This is a genomic window from Burkholderia sp. Bp8994 (genome assembly GCF_003853805.1).
Lineage (GTDB): Bacteria > Pseudomonadota > Gammaproteobacteria > Burkholderiales > Burkholderiaceae > Burkholderia.
On record NZ_QTQH01000004.1, the window covers coordinates 87,058 to 99,953 of the forward strand.

General features: G+C 67.9%; 12 protein-coding genes. 5 read left to right on the forward strand and 7 right to left on the reverse strand.

What is annotated here, in order from left to right; genetic code table 11:
* Positions 1 to 29: 29 nt before the first annotated feature.
* The 3 genes from DIE04_RS05325 to thiL are packed head-to-tail and all read right to left on the reverse strand — an operon-like array spanning position 30 to position 2,131.
* Positions 30 to 530: a CinA family protein gene (locus DIE04_RS05325; RefSeq protein ID WP_044844180.1), complete on the reverse strand. Its 501-nt coding sequence runs from the start codon at positions 528 to 530 to the stop codon at positions 30 to 32.
* Between the two features lie 31 nt (positions 531 to 561).
* Positions 562 to 1,107, reverse strand: a complete 546-nt coding sequence (locus tag DIE04_RS05330) for a phosphatidylglycerophosphatase A (protein WP_124488251.1) — start codon at positions 1,105 to 1,107, stop codon at positions 562 to 564.
* Positions 1,097 to 2,131 carry a thiamine-phosphate kinase gene (thiL, locus tag DIE04_RS05335; protein ID WP_124519993.1) on the reverse strand — a complete coding sequence of 345 codons (1,035 nt, stop codon included), beginning with the start codon at positions 2,129 to 2,131 and terminating at the stop codon, positions 1,097 to 1,099. Before thiL ends, DIE04_RS05330 begins: the two co-directional genes overlap by 11 nt.
* 100 nt (positions 2,132 to 2,231) lie before the next feature.
* Here thiL and DIE04_RS05340 point away from each other — a divergent pair, with 100 nt between their 5' ends.
* From DIE04_RS05340 to DIE04_RS05350, 3 genes are all read left to right on the forward strand, one after another.
* On the forward strand, positions 2,232 to 4,574 hold the full coding sequence (locus tag DIE04_RS05340) for an NADP-dependent malic enzyme (protein ID WP_311766318.1): 2,343 nt from the start codon (positions 2,232 to 2,234) through the stop codon (positions 4,572 to 4,574).
* A 375-nt stretch (positions 4,575 to 4,949) separates the two neighbouring features.
* Positions 4,950 to 5,381, forward strand: a complete 432-nt coding sequence (locus tag DIE04_RS05345; protein ID WP_124519991.1) for a ribonuclease — start codon at positions 4,950 to 4,952, stop codon at positions 5,379 to 5,381.
* 16 nt (positions 5,382 to 5,397) lie between these two features.
* Positions 5,398 to 5,961 (forward strand): barstar family protein, encoded by a 564-nt coding sequence (locus DIE04_RS05350; RefSeq protein WP_044844247.1) that lies wholly within the window; start codon positions 5,398 to 5,400, stop codon positions 5,959 to 5,961.
* A 191-nt stretch (positions 5,962 to 6,152) separates the two neighbouring features.
* On the opposite strand, the gene DIE04_RS05355 is transcribed toward DIE04_RS05350, so the two are convergent.
* The 3 genes from DIE04_RS05355 to speE all read right to left on the reverse strand — a co-directional run bounded on the left by DIE04_RS05355 (position 6,153) and on the right by speE (position 8,427).
* Positions 6,153 to 6,920, reverse strand: a complete 768-nt coding sequence (locus tag DIE04_RS05355; protein WP_124519989.1) for a 16S rRNA (uracil(1498)-N(3))-methyltransferase — start codon at positions 6,918 to 6,920, stop codon at positions 6,153 to 6,155.
* A gap of 17 nt (positions 6,921 to 6,937) precedes the next feature.
* Positions 6,938 to 7,354 carry a glyoxalase/bleomycin resistance/extradiol dioxygenase family protein gene (locus tag DIE04_RS05360; RefSeq protein ID WP_044844175.1) on the reverse strand — a complete coding sequence of 139 codons (417 nt, stop codon included), beginning with the start codon at positions 7,352 to 7,354 and terminating at the stop codon, positions 6,938 to 6,940.
* 215 nt (positions 7,355 to 7,569) lie between these two features.
* Positions 7,570 to 8,427 (reverse strand): polyamine aminopropyltransferase, encoded by an 858-nt coding sequence (gene speE / locus DIE04_RS05365; protein ID WP_044844174.1) that lies wholly within the window; start codon positions 8,425 to 8,427, stop codon positions 7,570 to 7,572.
* 215 nt (positions 8,428 to 8,642) lie between these two features.
* Here speE and tkt point away from each other — a divergent pair, with 215 nt between their 5' ends.
* Positions 8,643 to 10,715, forward strand: a complete 2,073-nt coding sequence (tkt, locus tag DIE04_RS05370) for a transketolase (protein ID WP_044844173.1) — start codon at positions 8,643 to 8,645, stop codon at positions 10,713 to 10,715.
* An 87-nt stretch (positions 10,716 to 10,802) separates the two neighbouring features.
* The gene (gene gap, locus DIE04_RS05375) at positions 10,803 to 11,813 is read left to right on the forward strand and encodes a type I glyceraldehyde-3-phosphate dehydrogenase (RefSeq protein WP_006485712.1); all 1,011 of its coding nucleotides are present in this window, start codon (positions 10,803 to 10,805) and stop codon (positions 11,811 to 11,813) included.
* A gap of 79 nt (positions 11,814 to 11,892) precedes the next feature.
* On the opposite strand, the gene DIE04_RS05380 is transcribed toward gap, so the two are convergent.
* Entirely contained in the window at positions 11,893 to 12,783 is an 891-nt protein-coding gene (locus tag DIE04_RS05380) for a LysR family transcriptional regulator (RefSeq protein WP_124488256.1), read from the reverse strand.
* Between the last annotated feature and the right edge of the window lie 113 nt (positions 12,784 to 12,896).

Below are 12,896 nucleotides of genomic sequence, written 5' to 3' on the forward strand. Positions count from 1 at the left end.
GCGGCCGCCCCTGCCGTCGCGCGGGGGAATCAGCCTTCGCGTTCGTCGAGCAGCTTGAGCAGCCCGCGCAGCGCATGCGCGGCCGCCTGCGTGCGGATCTGCTCGCGGTCGCCCTTGAACACGAGCGTTTCGACGTCGGTATGCAGCCGGTTGCTCCATGCGAACGACACGGTGCCGACCGGCTTCTTCTCGCTGCCGCCCGCCGGGCCGGCGATGCCGGTGACCGACAGCGCGACCTGCGCGCGGCTGTTGCGCAGCGCGCCCTCGGCCATCGCGCGCGCGACCGGCTCGCTGACGGCGCCGTGTTTCTCGATCAGGTCGGGCGGCACGCCGATCATCTCGATCTTGGCCTGGTTCGAGTAGGTGACGAAGCCGCGCTCGAACCACTGGCTGCTGCCGGAGATGTCGGTGATCGCGGCGGCGATCATGCCGCCCGTGCAGGATTCGGCGGTGGCGAGCGACAGGTGCTCGTCACGCAGCTTGTTGCCTGCGCGGATCGCAAGCTGATGGACGACGGAATCGGTTGGCATGCGCGTCGGGAAACGGGAGTCGGGAAATCGGTCAGCCGACGACGGAGCGCCAGAACGCGATCACGAGCAGCGTCATGAACGCGGCGATCAGGTCGTCGACCATGATGCCGAGCCCGCCTTTCACGCGACGGTCGAAATAGCGGATCGGCGGCGGCTTGAGCATGTCGAAGCAGCGGAACACGACGAACGCCCACAACTGGCCGATGAAGGTCGCGGGCGTGACGAACAGCATCACGAGCCAGATCGCGACGATCTCGTCCCAGACGACGGCGCCCGGATCGCTCGTGCCCATCCTGCGTGCGGTGAAACCGGTGACCCACGTGCCCGCCGCGAAACCGACCGCGATCAGCGCCCACCATTCGGGCACCGTCAGGTAGCGGTTGAGCACGACGAACGCGAGCCAGCCGAACAGCGTGCCGAACGTGCCGGGCATGAACGGCGCGAGCCCGCTGCCGAAGCCGAGCGACACGATGTGCGCCGGGTGCGACAGCATGAAGCGCACGGTGGCGCGCCGCGGCGCGTTGCGGGCGGCGCCTGGCGCGGCCGCGGATTGCGCGGTCGTCGGGTCAGTCTGCATGGAAGTGGTCGAAACCGTGCAACGTGAGAGTCAGGGGCGCGCCGGCGGCGTCGTGCCACGCGATCGCGGGCTGCTCCGACGGCGAGGACAACGCATGTATTGTACCGACTCGCGTGACCGGAACCCCGGCGCTCGCGCCCGCTGCCTCGACCGCGGCGCGGGCCGCGGCCGGCGCGGTGAAGCACAGCTCGTAGTCGTCGCCGCCGGCCAGCGTGCAGCTTCGCTGCACGTCGGGCGGCAGCGTCGCGAGCGCGGCCGAGCGCGGAACCGCGTCGGCGTCGATCTCGGCGCGCACGTTCGAGCGGGTCAGGATGTGCCGCAGGTCGCCGGCGAGGCCGTCCGAGATGTCGAGCGCCGCATGCGCGACGCCCGCGAGCGCGAGCCCGAGCGCAATGCGCGGCTCCGGGCGCTCGAGTGCCTGCCGGAACGCGGCGGCTTCGGCCGCGCCGGCGCTCCATTCGCCGCGCGCGAGCCCGAGCCCCGCGCGCGCGTCGCCGAGCGTGCCGGACACCCAGACGTCGTCGCCGTCGCGCGCGGCGTCGCGCCGCAGCGCCGCATCCGGCGCGACTTCGCCGAACACGGTCACGCACAGGTTCAGCGGCCCGCTCGTCGTGTCGCCGCCGATCAGCTCGCAGCCGAACCGCTCGGCGAGCGCGAACAGGCCGTTGCTGAACGCCTCGAGCCACGCCGCGTCGGCGCGCGGCAGCGCGCACGCGAGCGTGAACGCGCGCGGCTCGGCGCCCATCGCCGCGAGATCCGACAGGTTGACCGCGAGCGTCTTGTGGCCGAGCGCGTCGGGCGCGACGTCAGGGAAGAAGTGGCGGCCCTCGACCAGCATGTCCGTCGAAATGGCCAGCAATTTTCCGGATCGCGGCGCGATCAGCGCGCAATCGTCACCGATGCCGAGCGTCGACGCACGCGCCCCCCGGGCCGCGCGGCGCGCGAAGAAGCGATCGATCAGCGAAAACTCGGACAGGGCGGCTGGCACGGCGGAGGAACCCGGAAGCGGTGAAAGGAATGGCATTGTACGCAGCGAGCGGTGCCGTTCCTGCACCGTTCAGTACATTTATGTCGCGGCTGTCGCACCCGAATCGCCGGTCTGACGGCCTTCGATTGGCGCTACAATGCCGTCGAACAGTCATTCTAATCCGCCCGCCACGAGACACATGTCGACCCAAGCCTCCTCCAAAGCCAAGCTCCGCGAAGCCGCTCTCGACTATCACGAATTCCCGACTCCGGGGAAGATCGCGATCGCACCGACCAAGCAGATGATCAACCAGCGCGACCTCGCGCTCGCGTATTCGCCGGGTGTCGCGTATGCGTGCGAGGAGATCGTCGAGAACCCGCTGAACGCCGCGCGCTTCACCGCGCGCAGCAACCTGGTCGGCGTCGTCACGAACGGCACGGCGGTGCTGGGGCTCGGCAACATCGGCCCGCTCGCGTCGAAGCCGGTGATGGAAGGCAAGGCGGTACTGTTCAAGAAGTTCGCCGGCATCGACGTGTTCGACATCGAGCTGAACGAGTCGGACCCGCACAAGCTGGTCGACGTGATCGCCGCGCTGGAGCCGACCTTCGGCGGGATCAACCTGGAAGACATCAAGGCGCCGGACTGCTTCATCGTCGAGCGCGAAGCGCGCAAGCGGATGAAGATCCCGGTGTTCCACGACGACCAGCACGGCACCGCGATCGTCGTGGCCGCGGCCGTCACGAACGGCCTGAAGGTCGTCGGCAAGGACATCAAGAAGGTGAAACTCGTCGCGTCGGGCGCTGGCGCGGCCGCGCTGGCCTGCCTGGACCTGCTGGTCGACATCGGCCTGCCGCTCGAGAACATCACGGTGACCGACCTGGCCGGCGTGGTCTACAAGGGCCGCACCGAGCTGATGGATCCGGACAAGGAGCGTTTCGCCCGGGAAACCGAAGCCCGCACGCTGGCCGAGGTGATCGACGGCGCGGACATCTTCCTCGGCCTGTCGGCCGCCGGCGTGCTGAAGCAGGAGATGGTGAAGGGCATGGCCGAGCGCCCGCTGATCCTCGCGCTCGCGAACCCGACGCCGGAAATCCTGCCGGAACTGGCGCTCGAAGTGCGCCCCGACGCGATTCTCGCGACCGGCCGCACCGACTACCCGAACCAGGTCAACAACGTCCTGTGCTTCCCGTTCATCTTTCGCGGCGCGCTCGACGTCGGCGCGACGACGATCACGCGTGAAATGGAAATCGCGGCCGTCAACGCGATCGCCGAACTCGCGCAGCACGAGCAGAGCGACATCGTCGCGACTGCCTACGGGATCCAGGACCTGTCGTTCGGGCCCGAATACCTGATTCCGAAGCCGTTCGATCCGCGCCTGATCGTCAAGATCGCGCCGGCCGTCGCGCAGGCCGCGATGGACGGCGGCGTCGCGACGCGCCCGATCGAGGACATGGAAGCCTACAAGCAGCACCTGCAGCAATTCGTGTATCACAGCGGCACGACGATGAAGCCGATCTTCCAGCTCGCGCGCAGCGCGCCGGCGGAGAAGAAGCGGGTCGTGTTCGCGGAAGGCGAGGAAGAGCGCGTGCTGCGCGCCGTCCAGATCATCGTCGACGAGAAACTCGCGAAGCCGATCCTGATCGGCCGTCCGTCGGTGATCGAGCACCGTATCCAGCGTTACGGCCTGCGCCTCACGCCGGGTACCGACTTCACGGTCGTCAACACCGAGCACGACGAGCGCTACCGCGATTTCTGGCAGACGTACCACAAGATGATGGCGCGCAAGGGCATCAGCGAGCAGCTGGCCCGTGTCGAGATGCGCCGCCGCACGACGCTGATCGGCTCGATGCTGGTGAAGAAGGGCGAGGCGGACGGGATGATCTGCGGCACGATCAGCACCACGCACCGCCACCTGCACTTCATCGACCAGGTGATCGGCAAGCGCCCGGGCTGCAGCGTGTACGCGGCGATGAACGGCCTCGTGCTGCCGGGCCGCCAGATCTTCCTGGTCGACACGCACGTGAACGTGGATCCGACCCCGGAGCAACTCGCCGAGATCACGATCATGGCTGCCGAGGAAGTGCGCCGCTTCGGCATCGAACCGAAGGTCGCGCTGCTGTCGCACTCGAACTTCGGCACGAGCAACGCGCCTTCGGCGCAGAAGATGCGCGATACGCTCGCGATCCTGCAGGAACGTGCGCCGGAATTGAAGGTCGACGGCGAAATGCACGGCGACGTCGCGCTCGACGCGGCGCTGCGCAAGGAAATCCTGCCGGAATCGACGCTGGAAGGCGACGCGAACCTGCTGATCCTGCCGAACATCGATGCCGCGAACATCGCGTACAACCTGCTGAAGACGGCGGCCGGCAACAACATCGCGATCGGGCCGATCCTGCTGGGCGCGGCCCAGCCGGTGCACGTGCTGACCGAATCGGCGACCGTTCGCCGCATCGTCAACATGGCGGCGCTGCTGGTCGCCGACGTGAACGCCGCACGCTGAGCGGAATGAACGCGCGGCGCCGGTCGAACCGCTGCCGCGCGGCGGGCAAAATTGTAAACAAAAGCAAAAAGAGGCGTGCCCGCAATGGGCACGCCGCGGGCAGGGCGCAAACGCGCTTCCCATAAGCAACAGCGGCATCTCTCCCCCTAGGCTAGCGAGCGTGGCAAGGAGGCAGGTCTTGCCATGCGAGAGATGCCGCGGATATTTTATCTCATGTAAGATAAATGTAGTCTTTTTTCGGTGAAAAATGCGCGATTCCGGGCGGAGCCAGCCTTTCGGTTCCCAAACGAACATTGATTCGCGCGGACAATAGCGCTACGCTAACGCCTTTGGTTGGTCGTCAACTACTTGATTTAACAGCGGGAACCCTGGTTCATGGCACGCAAGTGGCTCCGCAACGGCGCGCTCGCGTCCGTCTTCGCGATGTTCGCGATGGGTATCGTCGGTACACCGACGGGCAGTCTGGTTTCCGCCGCTTTCGCACGGCAGGCCGTTTCGGCCGACCTGGCCGTCGGCGGGGTCGATACGATCCCGACCGCCCGCCTGCCGCGCGAGGCCGTGACCACGCTTGGCCTGATCGGCGCCGGTGGCCCCTATCCGTACGAGAAGGACGGCGTCGTCTTCGGCAACCGCGAGCGGATCCTGCCGAAGGCGAAGCGCGGCTACTACCACGAGTACACGGTGCCGACGCCGCGCGCGCGCAATCGCGGCGCGCGCCGGATCGTCTGTGGCGGGCCATTGCGCCGGATCGACAACTGTTATTACACGGACGACCACTACAACAGTTTTAAACGTATTGTTGAATGACTTCGGGATGAACGGCATGAGCGACTCCATCTACGCGCACGATACGGCGGCGGCGGAACTGTTCGCGGCCGGCGACGGCAACCTGTTTCAGCGCGTGATCCAACTTCACGCGGCGGCACAGGCAGGCGTCGCGGCGGAGCAACAGGAAGCCGAGCCCGGGCTTTCATCGAACGAGGAGCCTATGAGCCTTTTCACGACCGTGCGACCCAATCTCGTGCAGTCGATCCGCGCGTTCCGCGTGCAGGATCTCGCCGACGAAGCCGGCCGGCTCGGCCAGCATTTCCTGTACGCGTATTGCGGTGCCGCGCAGTCGAAGCAGGAAGTGATGGAGACGATCGCGACGTCGTTCCTGTTTCCGAAGCATTTCGGCAAGAACTACGACGCGCTGTACGACTGCCTGACCGACCTCGTCGCGAAGGCCGGCGCGCAGCCAGGTTTCGTGATCGTTCTCGAAGGGTTGCCGATCGCGCAGAAATTCGACAAGGAAGGGCGCGAGACGCTGCTCGACGTGTTCCGCGAAGCCGCCGAGTTCTGGGCCGAGCGCAAGGTCGCGTTCCGCGTGTTCTATTCGTTCGCGTAAAGCGCGGATCCACTGGCCGCCCGAGCGCGGCCGATTCGGCAAAAAGCCCGCATCGCGCGGGCTTTTTTGCGTCTGCGTTCCGGCCGATGGGCGCCGGGAAGTCACGCGCGGCGTCGGTCCGAACGTGCGTCAGGCATCGGGCCGGCGTCGGTCGTTTCGGGCGCATGCCACGCCGGCCGCGCCCCGACGCATCACCATCCGCCCCAGCGCGCGGCCAGCGCCGCCAGCACGGCCGCGCCGGCCGTCTCGGTGCGCAGCACGCGCGGGCCGAGCGACAACGCGGTGAACCCGTGCGCGCGGGCCGCGTGTTCCTCGTCGGGCGACAGCCCGCCTTCGGGCCCGATCAGCAGCGTGACGGCCGCCGCGGGCGGCGCGTCGGGCAGCGACGCAAACGGGATGCTCGCGCGCGGCGACAGCAGCAACCGCAGCTCGCCGTCGGCCGGCGCGGCCGGCAGCGTATCGAGCCACGCGCCGAAGCCGCGTACCGGCGCGACGTCGGGCACGCGGTTGCGCCCGCATTGCTCGCACGACGCGCGCACGACGCCGCGCCAGTGCGCGACGCGCTTGTCCGCGCGCTCGCCGGACAGTTTCACGACGCCGCGCGCCGTCGACAGCGGCACGACCGCCGCGACGCCGAGCTCGACGGCCTTCTCGATCACCCAGTCCATCTTGTCGCCGCCGGCGATGCCTTGCGCCAGCGTCACGCGATAGGGCGGCTCGGCCTCGGCCGGATCGAACCCTTCGAGCTGCGCGAGCGCGCCGCGCTTGTCGATCTCGACGAGCCGCGCGCGGTACTGGCCGCCGCTGCCGTCGAACAGCGCGAGCGCGTCGCCGGGCTGCAGCCGCAGCACTTGCGCGTGCCGCGCGACGTCGGCCGGCAACGCGAGCGTCGTATCGGCGCGCAGCGCCGCTTCGACGAAGAAACGCGGCACGGCCGCGGTGGTGGTGGCTTCACTCATGCGTATCGCGGCTCCGTTCATGCAGCCAGGCGGCGCGCGAGCGCCCAGCGGTAGCCGTCGAGATCCTCGATCTGGGCGAAGCGGTCGCCCCAGAACTGATCTTGCGGCGAGGTCAGCGATTGCGCGCCCGCGTCGAGCGCGCGCTGCCAGGTTGCGTCGACGTCGTCGACATACAGGTAGAAAGACTGCGGAGCGGTTGCGTGCGCACTCTTCGGCGTGAGCGCGATCGAGCCGAATGCGCCTTCGGGCGCGAACATCACGATCAGCTGCCCGCGGTAGGTCATCTCGACGTGCATGATCGCGCCGTCCTCGTCGAGGACGTCGCGCAATTCGAAGCCGAAAGCGGCCTTGAAGAACTCGATGGTCGCGTGCGCATTGCGCACGGCCAGGTAAGGCGTCAACCAAGGCACGTTGGCCGGACGTGGATCGGTCATGAAATCTCCTGTCGAACGGGGTTGGCGCTTGAGCGGTGACTCCGGTCCCATGCTTTGCAGTCCAACGGATATTGGCGCGCGGGTGCCCGGGGCGGCACCGCGCCGGGCAGAGGATACGCAGGCGGGCCGCCTGCGTCGCGCCGGGCCCGCGCGTGGCGGGTCGGGCGCGCGAGAAAGCGCGGCCCGCCCGCGGAGCGATGCGTCCGCCCGGAAGCTCAGCGGCGAACGCCCAGTGTATCGCGCAGCGCGCGCGGCAGGGCAAAGAGGGCCGCATGGAGTCGCGCGTCGTAGTAGCGCAAGCCCTGCACGCGGCGTGCGGCGAGCCGTTCGTCGATGTCGTGAGCAAACAGAGCGGCCGCGTCGAGCGTGTCGCTCGCGATCGCCATCAGCCACTGGGATCCGTACAGCGGCACGTGCGCGGACAGCGGATCGACGACCGCGAAGCTCGCGCGCAGGTCGTCGAGCAGCGCGGCGATGCGCGCCGTGTGGAACACCGGCGAGCCGAGATGCATCGAGATCGCGCCGCACGGCGTGAGGATCCGCTTGAGCCGCGCGTAGAACTCGCGCGTATAGAGGCCGGCCGCCGGCGAGTCGGGCGGCGTGAGGTCGAACACGACGAGATCGAAATGCTCGACGGTCGACGCGACGAAATGCGCGGCGTCGCCGATCACGATCGCGACGCGCGGGTCGTCGAGCGCGCCCTGGTGCACGTCGTCGAGATAGCGGCGCGCCATGCCGACGACCTCGTCGTCGAGCTCCGCGACGACGATCCGCTCGATGCACGCGTGCTTGAGCAGCTGACGCGCGGCACCGCCGTCGCCCCCGCCGAGCACGAGCGCCTTCCTCGGGCACGGGTGCGCGAGCGCGGCCGGGTGCGTCATGCACTCGTGGTACACGTATTCGTCGCCGACCGACGTCATCGGCCGGCCGTCCAGCGTGAACAGGCGGCCGAGCTGCGGGGTTTCCCAGACCTCGATGTGCTGGTGCGGCGACGCGACGTGCGCGAGCCGGCGTGCGTTCGGGAAGCCGTACGCGACGTCGGGCGTGGGATGGAAGAGAAGGGTCGTGTTCACGGGCGGGCCGCTCGGGCAGACAGTTCCGACGTCTGAATTATAGGAGGCGGGCGGTTTGGCGGAAAACCGTGCCGGAACACTACGCGCCGACAAGGGAAATGTCAGCCCATCTGTTAAAATGACGAGCTTTGCAGCCCCGTCCGTAGGCTCCGTCCGCTTCGCGTCCGTCAGGCGCCGCACTGCGCGCCGGGAACGATTGACGCTCGAGCTTCCGGATGCCGCCGTGCCCCCGTTTCCTCGACTCGTTCTCCGGACTCGACATGACGACTTCGTCTCCCGCCTCCACCACCCTGATGGCCAATGCGATCCGTGCGCTCGCGATGGACGCCGTCCAGCAAGCGAACTCCGGCCACCCCGGCATGCCGATGGGCATGGCCGAAATCGGCGTCGCGCTCTGGTCGCGCCACCTGAAGCACAACCCGACGAACCCGCACTGGGCGGACCGCGACCGCTTCGTGCTGTCGAACGGCCATGGCTCGATGCTGCTGTACTCGCTGCTGCACCTGACCGGCTACGACCTGCCGATGGAAGAGCTGAAGAACTTCCGCCAGCTGCACTCGAAGACGCCGGGCCACCCGGAATACGGCATCACGCCGGGCGTCGAGACGACCACCGGCCCGCTCGGCCAGGGTCTCGCGAACGCGGTCGGCATGGCGCTCGGCGAAGCGCTGATGGCCGACGAGTTCAACCGTGACGGCGCGAAGATCGTCGATCACCACACGTACGTGTTCCTCGGCGACGGCTGCCTGATGGAAGGCATCTCGCACGAAGCCTGCTCGCTCGCGGGCACGCTGAAGCTGAACAAGCTGATCGCGCTGTACGACGACAACGGCATCTCGATCGACGGCGACGTCGTGAACTGGTTCCACGACGACACGCCGAAGCGCTTCGAAGCGTACGGCTGGAACGTGATCCCGAACGTGAACGGCCATGACGTCGACGCGGTCGACGCGGCGATCGCGAAGGCGAAGCTGTCGGACAAGCCGACGCTGATCTGCTGCAAGACGGTGATCGGCAAGGGCGCCGCGACCAAGGCGGGCGGCCACGACGTGCACGGCGCGGCGCTCGGTGCGGAAGAAATCGCGAAGACGCGCGCGGCGCTCGGCTGGACCTGGGAGCCGTTCGTGATTCCGCAGGAAGTCTATGCGGCATGGGACGCGAAGGAAGCCGGCAAGCGCGCCGAGACCGAATGGGACGCGACGTTCGCCGCCTATCGCGCGAAGTTCCCGGCAGAAGCCGCCGAATTCGAGCGCCGGATGGCCAACAAGCTGCCGGCCGACTGGGCCGAGAAGGCTGCGGCGATCATCGCCGGTGCGAACGAGCGCGCCGAGACGGTCGCGACCCGCAAGGCGTCGCAGCAGGCGATCGAAGGGCTCGCTGCCGCACTGCCGGAGCTGCTCGGCGGCTCGGCCGATCTGACCGGCTCGAACCTGACCAACTGGAAGGCATCGAAGGCGGTCCGCGCGAATCCGGAAGGCGCGGGCGTGCTGCTCGGCAACCACATCAACTACGGCGTGCGCGAATTCGGCATGAGCGCCGCGATCAACGGCCTCGCGCTGCACGGCGGCCACAAGCCGTTCGGCGGCACGTTCCTGACGTTCTCCGACTACAGCCGCAACGCGCTGCGCGTCGCGTCGCTGATGAAGGTCCCGTCGATCTTCGTGTTCACGCACGACTCGATCGGCCTCGGCGAAGACGGCCCGACGCACCAGTCGATCGAGCACGTGTCGAGCCTGCGCCTGATCCCGAACCATGACGTCTGGCGTCCGGCCGACACGGTCGAGACGGCCGTCGCCTGGACCCACGCGGTTGCCGCCGATCGTCCGTCGAGCCTGATCTTCAGCCGCCAGAACCTCGCGTTCAACCCGCGCACCGACGCGCAGATCGCCAACATCGAGAAGGGCGGTTACGTGCTGAAGGACTGGGACGAAGAGATCGTCGCGCGCAAGATCATCCTGATCGCGACGGGCTCGGAAGTCGAACTCGCGATGAAGGCCGTCGAGCCGCTCGCGCAGCAGGGCATCGCGGCCCGCGTCGTGTCGATGCCGTCGACCAACGTGTTCGACCGCCAGGACGCCGAATACCGCGAACGCGTGCTGCCGCACGGCGTGCGCCGCGTCGCGATCGAAGCGGGCGTGACCGCGTTCTGGCACAAGTACGTCGGCCTCGAAGGCGGCGTCGTCGGGATCGACACGTTCGGCGAATCGGCGCCGGCCGGCGTGCTGTTCAAGTACTTCGGCTTCACCGTCGAGCACGTCGTCGAGACCGCGAAGGCCGTGCTGGCCTAAAAGCATTCGCGACGCGCGCCACCCCTCGCGCGCGTCGCACCGTGAAGCTGCACGAAACGAATTTTTTCAGCCATCAGGAGATAGACCATGACGATTCGCGTCGCAATCAACGGCTACGGCCGTATCGGCCGCAACACGCTGCGCGCGTTCTATGAAAACGGCAAGAAGCACGATCTCGAGATCGTCGCGATCAACGACCTGGGCGATGCGAAGACCAACGCGCACCTGACCCAGTACGACACCGCGCACGGCAAGTTCCCGGGCGAAGTGTCGGTCGACGGCGACTACCTCGTCGTGAACGGCGACAAGATCCGCGTGCTGGCGAACCGCAACCCGGCAGAACTGCCGTGGGGCGAGCTGGGCGTCGACGTCGTGATGGAATGCACGGGCTTCTTCACGACGAAGGAAAAGGCGAGCGCGCACCTGAAGGGCGGCGCGAAGAAGGTCATCATCTCGGCGCCGGGCGGCAAGGACGTCGACGCGACGATCGTCTACGGCGTGAACCACGACGTGCTGAAGGCCGAGCACACCGTCATCTCGAACGCATCGTGCACGACGAACTGCCTCGCGCCGCTCGTCAAGCCGCTGAACGACAAGATCGGCCTCGAAACCGGCCTGATGACGACGATCCACGCATACACGAACGACCAGGTGCTGACGGACGTCTACCACGAAGACCTGCGTCGCGCGCGTTCGGCCACCCACAGCCAGATCCCGACCAAGACGGGCGCTGCGTCGGCCGTCGGCCTCGTGCTGCCGGAACTGAACGGCAAGCTCGACGGCTACGCGATCCGCGTCCCGACGATCAACGTGTCGATCGTCGACCTGTCGTTCATCGCGAAGCGCGACACGACGGTCGAGGAAGTCAACGCGATCATGAAGGAAGCATCGGAAGGCGCGCTGAAGGGCATCCTCGGCTACAACGACGCACCGCTGGTGTCGATCGACTTCAACCACAACCCGGCCTCGTCGACGTTCGACGCAACGCTGACCAAGGTGTCGGGCCGCCTCGTCAAGGTGTCGAGCTGGTACGACAACGAGTGGGGTTTCTCGAACCGCATGCTGGATACGGCAGTCGCATTCGCGAACGCGAAGTAATCCCGCACGTCGCGCGGCCGCCGCACGGCGGCCTGCGTGGCGAACGAGCCCGGCCCGGAATTTTTCCCGGCCGGGTTTTTTATTGCGCGGCGTTCGCCGTCACCTGCTCGAGCGCGTCGACGAACGCGCGCTTCAGCGGGCTGTCGAGGTCGGTCCACGCGAGGCCGATGCCGCTGCGGTGGCCGGCCAGGTCGAGCGGCCGCGCGAGCACGTTCGGCGGCAGCGCGCTCGCGGCTTCCGCCGGGATCAGCCCGATCCCCATGCCGGCCGCGACGAGTGCGAGCATCGTCGTGAATTCCCCGAACTCCTGCGCGATCTCGAGCGTCGTGCCCGCGCGACTCAGCGCGAGCAGCATGTCGTCGTGAAAGCCGGGCGCGTAGCGGCGCGCGAGCACGAACGCGGGCTGGCCGCGCAACGCGGACGGTGAAATCGTGTCGTGCGCGGCGAGCGGATGGTCGAGCGGCAGCGCGACCACGAAGCCCTCCTCGAGCACCACGCGCGTGTCGATGCCCGCATACGCGGCCGGCAGCCGGATCATCCCGAAATCGATGCGCCGGTCGCGCAGCGCGGCGATCTGGTCGGGCGTCGGCAAATCCTTCAGTTCGAGCGCGATCAGCGGATAACGCTCGCGCATCGTGCGCAGCACGGCCGGCAGCAGCGCCGGCAGCACCGACGACACGAACGCGATGCGCAGCGTGCCGATCTCGCCGCGGCTCGACAGCCGCGCCATCTGCTCCGCGCGCGCGGCCTGCTGCAGCGTCGCCCGCGCTTCGGGCAGGAACACGCGCCCCGTATCGCTGAGCTCGACCTTGTGACGGTCGCGCTCGAACAGGCGTGCGCCCAGCTCCTCCTCGAGCGCCTTGATCTGCATGCTCAGCGCGGACTGCACGATGAACAGGCGCTGTGCAGCGCGCCCGAAATGCAGTTCTTCCGCGAGCGTGACGAAGGCGCGCAATTGCTTGAGTTCCATTGTGGGCGGGCGGCAGCGAACGGTGATCGGATTTCATGATAACCGGATCAAAAATGACCATTGGCGCGACGCCCGGCCGAGCGCCGAAGATACCCTCGACGCGAGACCGGCCG

Bases quoted from the DNA above. Each gene is read 5' to 3' on its own strand.
- DIE04_RS05325 (WP_044844180.1), bottom strand. From the start codon at position 530: ATGCCAACCGATTCCGTCGTCCATCAGCTTGCGATCCGCGCAGGCAAC.
- DIE04_RS05330 (WP_124488251.1), bottom strand. From the start codon at position 1,107: ATGCAGACTGACCCGACGACCGCGCAATCCGCGGCCGCGCCAGGCGCC.
- thiL (WP_124519993.1), bottom strand. From the start codon at position 2,131: ATGCCATTCCTTTCACCGCTTCCGGGTTCCTCCGCCGTGCCAGCCGCC.
- DIE04_RS05340 (WP_311766318.1), top strand. From the start codon at position 2,232: ATGCCGTCGAACAGTCATTCTAATCCGCCCGCCACGAGACACATGTCG.
- DIE04_RS05345 (WP_124519991.1), top strand. From the start codon at position 4,950: ATGGCACGCAAGTGGCTCCGCAACGGCGCGCTCGCGTCCGTCTTCGCG.
- DIE04_RS05350 (WP_044844247.1), top strand. From the start codon at position 5,398: ATGAGCGACTCCATCTACGCGCACGATACGGCGGCGGCGGAACTGTTC.
- DIE04_RS05355 (WP_124519989.1), bottom strand. From the start codon at position 6,920: ATGAGTGAAGCCACCACCACCGCGGCCGTGCCGCGTTTCTTCGTCGAA.
- DIE04_RS05360 (WP_044844175.1), bottom strand. From the start codon at position 7,354: ATGACCGATCCACGTCCGGCCAACGTGCCTTGGTTGACGCCTTACCTG.
- tkt (WP_044844173.1), top strand. From the start codon at position 8,643: ATGCCGCCGTGCCCCCGTTTCCTCGACTCGTTCTCCGGACTCGACATG.
- gap (WP_006485712.1), top strand. From the start codon at position 10,803: ATGACGATTCGCGTCGCAATCAACGGCTACGGCCGTATCGGCCGCAAC.
- DIE04_RS05380 (WP_124488256.1), bottom strand. From the start codon at position 12,783: ATGGAACTCAAGCAATTGCGCGCCTTCGTCACGCTCGCGGAAGAACTG.